Annotated in this window: 1 protein-coding gene; it reads left to right on the forward strand. The window is 43.5% G+C overall.

The features are described from left to right. Window positions 1-133: 133 nt before the first annotated feature. Window positions 134-407, forward strand: a 274-nt coding sequence (locus tag KH400_RS21635) for a hypothetical protein (protein WP_217228166.1), incomplete at its 3' end; no start/stop codon positions are given.

Below are 407 nucleotides of genomic sequence, written 5' to 3' on the forward strand. Positions count from 1 at the left end.
TTTATATCCTCCTTAAGCTCATTACATTATTGTGCTATACTCGCTCTTGTTAGCAGTCTGTCCGATTGGTTGCTAACACTTGTTACATTTCACTTGTCGGATTAAACCGACCATCATCCAGAAAGGAATTCTCATGGATATTTCAATCACTAAAATTCACGACGGAGATATTGTCGTTGAGCCCGGCGATCACTTAATCGTCACCGGTATCATTTCCGGCGATGTTCAAGTTGATAACCAAGCTTCCGCCGACATTAATGGAATTGTTAACGGAAATATCACCATCAACCCTAGTGGCGCCGTAACCATTAACGGAACCGTGAACGGCAATATTCACAATCTCGGCGGAGCCACTCATATTAATGGAATAGTTGGTAGTGTTTCCGGCGAGGCCATCATCAGTGATG

This window comes from Desertibacillus haloalkaliphilus, assembly GCF_019039105.1.
Classification (GTDB): Bacteria; Bacillota; Bacilli; order Bacillales; family KJ1-10-99; genus Desertibacillus; species Desertibacillus haloalkaliphilus.